At 35.7% G+C, this 6,000-nt stretch carries 4 protein-coding genes and 1 rRNA gene; 1 reads left to right on the top strand and 4 read right to left on the bottom strand.

The window, feature by feature from the left end; all coding sequences use genetic code 11:
* Positions 1-149 precede the first annotated feature (149 nt).
* From C1634_RS16475 to C1634_RS16485, 3 genes are read right to left on the bottom strand one after another with little or no spacing between them, the layout of a single operon-like run.
* Positions 150-884, bottom strand: a complete 735-nt coding sequence (locus tag C1634_RS16475; RefSeq protein WP_228410092.1) for a hypothetical protein — start codon at positions 882-884, stop codon at positions 150-152.
* A gap of 10 nt (positions 885-894) precedes the next feature.
* Complete coding sequence (locus tag C1634_RS16480; protein WP_109738768.1) at positions 895-1,977, bottom strand: putative type IX sorting system protein PorV2; 1,083 nt, start codon at positions 1,975-1,977, stop codon at positions 895-897.
* Between the two features lie 13 nt (positions 1,978-1,990).
* A complete protein-coding gene (locus C1634_RS16485; RefSeq protein ID WP_109738769.1) occupies positions 1,991-2,869 on the bottom strand; it encodes a DMT family transporter in 879 nt (292 codons plus the stop codon).
* A 384-nt stretch (positions 2,870-3,253) separates the two neighbouring features.
* On the opposite strand from C1634_RS16485, the gene C1634_RS16490 reads away from it, so the two are divergent.
* Positions 3,254-4,882: an acyl-CoA carboxylase subunit beta gene (locus C1634_RS16490; protein ID WP_109738770.1), complete on the top strand. Its 1,629-nt coding sequence runs from the start codon at positions 3,254-3,256 to the stop codon at positions 4,880-4,882.
* A gap of 1,045 nt (positions 4,883-5,927) precedes the next feature.
* On the opposite strand, the gene rrf is transcribed toward C1634_RS16490, so the two are convergent.
* Positions 5,928-6,000, bottom strand: a 5S ribosomal RNA gene (gene rrf, locus C1634_RS26580); the annotation flags it as partial.

The raw sequence follows: 6,000 nt of genomic DNA on the forward strand, positions 1-6,000 counted from the left end.
TCTATAGGGTAACTATTATTTGTAGAAAACCACATAACCAATTTCCTCTTTTCAAAGCTTAGAAAAAATGAAAAACACATCAGCATATATACGATAAAAGGCTCTTTTTTTCAAGAGCCTTTTATATTTATTATTGCGTTATTTTAAGATTATTTAGCTACAAAAACTTCTTTGGAGAATCTTCCGTCAGCCTGTGGAATATCGATCACCATGTTTCCATTTTCGAAATATCCTATAGTAGTATTTCCATCAGCCAGTTTTACCATAAAAACAGAACTCTTAGAAGTTGCTTTAAAAACGGCAAACGGAACAGAACTGCCAGACTTAGCTAATATAAACTGATTAGGATCAATCTGGATTTTCTGAAGATCCATTTTCCCGTTCGAGTAGTTACTTGCTTCTGGAGTTGCAGAAGATGCTACAGGTTCAGGAGATGAATTCTGAGCATTATTATTAGATGCGGGTAACATAGCAACAGGGTTAGAAACCGGCACTTGTATTAAAGCTTCTCTTATTGCATCCTGTAATCCTTCATCAAATTCTTTGATTTTTGAGCCTCCCTTAGACTCTAAAATCATATTATTATTACAATCTTTAAACTGTACGATTACTTTATTTTTGAATAAACTTTTATCATTAATGACATCAGCATTAATGACATTACAGTAATTCATTTTAGCTTCTGAAGGCCAGTTATCTTTAATTACCGGAAGTACTATATATTTTTTCCCTTTTAAAGCTTTAATAAAAAAGTCTTTCAGGCCATAATCTTCCTTAAATGTTTCAAATTTTTCAGGAACTGCAATATATTTGGAGTTTGAAACCTTTTGTGCAAAAATCATTGTTGAGCATATTGCTAACAAGAACATCGATACCTTTTTCATTTTTATTATTTTAATCATTTCTGAATGCGCCCATATCCAGTTTCAATGAGAAGAAATTGGAATAGAAATTAGATCCGCCTATCCCTGAATTGGTAATTGCATAATCCAGTGTAAGCCCTCTGTATCTGATCCCAAGACCTGCACTTGGCTGAAAAGAAACTTTTCTCCTAAGATCTTCTATATCTGTAATAGACTGGAACCTGTTGATCCCTAATCTTACAAAAATCATTTTCTGATACCCTAGTTCAGCTCCTGCATAGGGACTGATGCTGGCAAAGTCTGTCGAAATCAATGAAGCGGTTTTAGCAAAGTCTACATTCAAACCTGCTTCCGGTAATACATACACGCTGCTGTTGATCTCAAATAGCTTACTGGCACCTACGTTCAGCTTAGGCATTGTAAGTTCCATTTTATCTTTCGGTGCCGGGTTAAATTCTTCCCCGTTTACAACCGTTGATAATTCTTTTTGATTCACACTCCAGAAGTTTACGGTAGTGGTGATATCTCTCACCATCCCCCCGAATTTCCAGCCGTTATCTGCTTTATAAATGGCTCCTACATCAAAACCAAAACCGTAGCCATTGGCAAATTTACCTACATTTCTATAGACAATTTTGGCATTCACCCCCACATCCAGTTTTGGATTTCCTCCTGGCCTGAAAGCATAAGAAAGTATCGCTGCATAATCAGATTGAGAAAATTTGGTGATTTTATCATAATCAATATTCCCTTCGGTATCAATTAACTGGGTGGTATTTAAAATATTGTCAACCCCAAGCCTTACCACTGAAACACCGAATACCCCTTCTTCAAGTACTTTTGCATAAGCCAAATAATCATATTTTGCGATAGACTCAAAGTATTCTGCGTGCATGGCTGCTCCCTGCCAGTCTCTTTCAACTGACATCAAACCTGCAGGGTTCCACATAGGAGAATATACATCATCCTGATTGGTGATTACTGCCCCTCCCATTGCAAGACCTCTTGCTCCGGCTCCGATATTTAAGAATTCATTGGAGTATTTCCTGATAATCTGAGATTGAGACAGCCCAAACAGCAGTGAAAATGCAAGTAAAAAATATTTTTTCATCATATAAATTTGATGCTTAGTTTAAGTTTTTAGTTTTTTTGGCTTTAATTAATCCATTTACAATGATTGCCAGTATCATAACTCCTGAAGCAATATAAAATATAGGGCTCATATGTTCTGATTCCCCAAAGATAAAAAAAGCTAGTATAATTCCGTAAACAGGTTCTAAATTAACTGTTAAAATTAATGTAAAAGGTGATATATACTTCATTAAGTTCACCGATTCCAGCATTGGAAAAGCAGTAAAAACACTGGCTAACAAGCATATTAACGCCAGATCTCTATAGTTTATTTCATTCATCTGAAAAATTTGCCCCGAAAGCAAATAGAATACCATTAAAATGAACCAACCACAGAAAATTTCATAAAAGATAATATTCCCGGAACTCGTTTTACCAAACATTTTCCCGTTGAATACAGAAAAGATAGTTCCAAAAACCGCACACAGAATGCCATAGATGATCCCTTCCTTAAAATGAAATTCTGTTTTAAAGATCAGTAATATACAGGCAACGATAACTGTACCCATTACCACTTCGGATACATCAATCTTCCTTTTGAAGATAATAGGCTCCAGAATCGAAGCAAAAAGTGTAGATAATGAAAGACAGCTCAATGCAATAGAAACATTGGAAACTTTAATAGAGTAAAAAAAACAATACCAATGGAGCGCCATTGCAAGACCTATTGCAGCCAGCTGAAAAAATATTTTTTTCGAAACCTTTATACTCTCCTTTTTAAAAACTCTGATGAATACAAAAAGAAAAATAGCAGCAAACAACATTCTGTAAAATACAAGAATTTGAGCATTGGCCTGAATCAATTTCCCCAAGATTGCAGTGAATCCCCATAAAAATACTATTAAGTGCAATCTGAAAAGTGCCAATTTATGCATAACCTATCTCCTTTTAATTTTAACCCTGCAAATTTACAAATCACATTCCCAAATATTGATAAAAAGATAAGTTTAATGTAAAAAATGTTAACAAAAATCAAAATAGATAGGGAGCTATAAAAAAACCCTGAAAATTTGTTAAACTTTCAGGGCCTTCAAATAATAAACTATTAAAAAAATAAACTAGGAACTTAGAGTATTTTGCAGAGAATATTACCTCTGCTACTCTACTGTAAAGTTAGAAAAAATATAAACTATTTAAAAATATTTTTTAGTTAAAAATTTCACAATTTACTAGAAACCAAACTATTAAACACTTGTTTTACTTCCAATTTATATTCCTCATAAAAATAGTATCTTTAAGCGTAAAAAATTGAAAATTTTATGGACATCGAATTCAATAAACGAGAAGATCAGAACAGATTAAAATTATCTGAAATAAATCGCTTACTCACTGAGATCAAAAAGGGAGGTGGTGAGAAGAGGCTTCAAAAGCTTCGTGATGAAGGAAAAATGACTGCAAGAGAAAGAATAGATTATCTTCTCGATAAAGATTCAGATTCTATAGAAGTAGGAGCATTTGCTGGCTACGAAATGTATAAAGAGCACGGAGGCTGCCCTAGCGGAGGAGTTGTAGTAGTTATAGGCTACGTTTCCGGAAGACAATGTATTGTTGTTGCTAATGATGCTTCAGTAAAAGCAGGCGCTTGGTTTCCTATCACAGGAAAGAAAAACCTGAGAGCACAGGAAATTTCTATGGAAAATAAACTTCCGATCATTTATCTGGTAGACTCCGCGGGTGTTTATCTTCCGATGCAGGATGAGATATTTCCTGATAAAGAACATTTTGGAAGAATCTTCAGAAATAATGCTAAGATGAGTTCTATGGGAATCATCCAGATTTCTGCCGTTATGGGGAGTTGTGTAGCGGGAGGTGCTTATCTTCCCATCATGAGTGATGAAGCTATGATTGTAGATAAAACGGGTTCAATTTTCCTTGCCGGAAGCTATCTTGTAAAAGCAGCTATCGGAGAAAGTATAGATAATGAAACACTGGGTGGAGCTACCACTCACTGCTCTATTTCAGGAGTTACCGATTATAAAGCCAAAGATGATAAAGATGCTTTGAATAGAATCAAAAACATCATGAAATCTATTGGAAGTACAGAAAAAGCTGGTTTTGACAGAATAGAAAGCTTCCAACCAAAGGAAAATCCTGAAAATATCTTCGGAATTATGCCTGTTTCCAGAGCTGAGCAGTATGATACTTATGAAATTATTAAATGTATTGTGGATAACTCCGAATACGAAGAATATAAATCAGATTATGGGAAAAGTATTATCTGTGCAACAGCCAGAGTGGATGGATGGTCTGTAGGAATTGTAGCCAATCAGAGAAAACTGGTAAAAAGCGGTAAAGGAGAAATGCAGTTTGGAGGAGTTATTTACTCTGATTCGGCAGATAAGGCGACCCGATTCATTGCTAACTGTAATCAAAGAAAAATACCTTTAATCTTCTTACAGGATGTTACCGGATTCATGGTAGGTTCAAAATCAGAACATGGCGGAATCATCAAAGACGGAGCCAAAATGGTAAATGCAGTTGCCAATTCTGTAGTTCCTAAATTTACCATCATTACAGGTAATTCTTATGGAGCAGGAAATTATGCAATGTGTGGTAAAGCTTATGACCCGAGATTAATTGTTGCTTGGCCTTGGGCAGATTTAGCTGTAATGGGGGGAGCACAGGCTGCAAAAGTATTGGCTCAAATTCAGGAATCAACGTTGAAAAAACAAGGAAAAGAAATTTCCGAAGAAGAGCACAACGAAATTCTGGATACAATTTCAAAAAAATATCAGAAGCAGACTGAAGCAACCTACGCTGCATCAAGATTATGGACCGATGCCATCATCAATCCAGCAGATACAAGAAAATGGATTTCTATGGGAATTGAAGCTGCTAATAACGCTCCAATTACTGAGAAATTCAATTTAGGAGTAATACAGGTATGATCTTAAATTCATAAATAAAAAAAAAGCACGGCTACCTCAGTTTGAGGCAGCCGTGTTTTTATGTATACTCTTAAATAATAAGAATATTACTTCCCGTATTCTTCTTTACAAAATTCTATAGGACCGCCAAGCTTCATGCAACATTGATAATAGCTCATACAAATGCCATTAGGCCATCCAGGAGGATAGCAGATTCTAAATTGCGGATCATCTGGACATGTAGGTCCTCCGCTTCCCTTAAGTGATTTTAAACTCTCTCTTGAAATCTTTACTCGATTTTTCATAGCTATTTAGTTTTTGATCGTTCCTACTCTATTGTAGCTTTTCGGATTACGCTTTTTCTAAAATACTATTTTTTCCACACTTAGTGAAATTTAATAAAAATTATTACTTCGCGTTTTCTTGAAGCTTTTGAGAAATATTCATAGGAGTAATAATAAGGAAATAGTTTCATTGAACAGCTCGTGCTATTTCAGGAGCTTGGTCCCGCTATCCATTCTTACTCCTCACGCCAGCGCGCACCTACACTCAAACCCTACCCACTCTCCAACCCAAGCTGCGGGGTAACCATTACTATCGGGGCTAAAAGGAAGAAAATTATGAATTATAAGTTATGAATTATGAGATCCGAGGTTCGGGTTCGCGTTTCGAGATCCGAGGTTCGGGGTTCGGGATGCGATTGATCAGCTTTGATTATTCTTCATTTATGATATTCAATAGGCGCGGGCTATAATCCTGAGCTTAGTCGAAGGGAGCCCGTTCTGGTCAAAAACTCTATTTCTATCTGGCTTTAGCCAAAACTTATCATTGGGATAATCCTAACTGAAGAAAATAAATTAATAATAATAATAATAATAATGATGCTCAATTAAAGATTGAAAAGATAGGTCACCAGGAATGAGGAATGAGCTGGAAAACAGAAGATAATAGAAGGATTGGATGTAGAGATGGATATCTCAAGTATATTATAGAGGTTGGGTGGTGTATGTATACAACAAAAAAGTCCTTTATCGTATGATAAAGGACTTTTTAAAAATAAAATAAAAACTGGCGGCGGCCTACTCTCCCGCGTTAGCAGTACCATCGGCGCTGGTGGGCTTAACTTCTGTGTTCGGAAT

The organism is Chryseobacterium viscerum (assembly GCF_002899945.2).
GTDB lineage: Bacteria > Bacteroidota > Bacteroidia > Flavobacteriales > Weeksellaceae > Chryseobacterium > Chryseobacterium viscerum.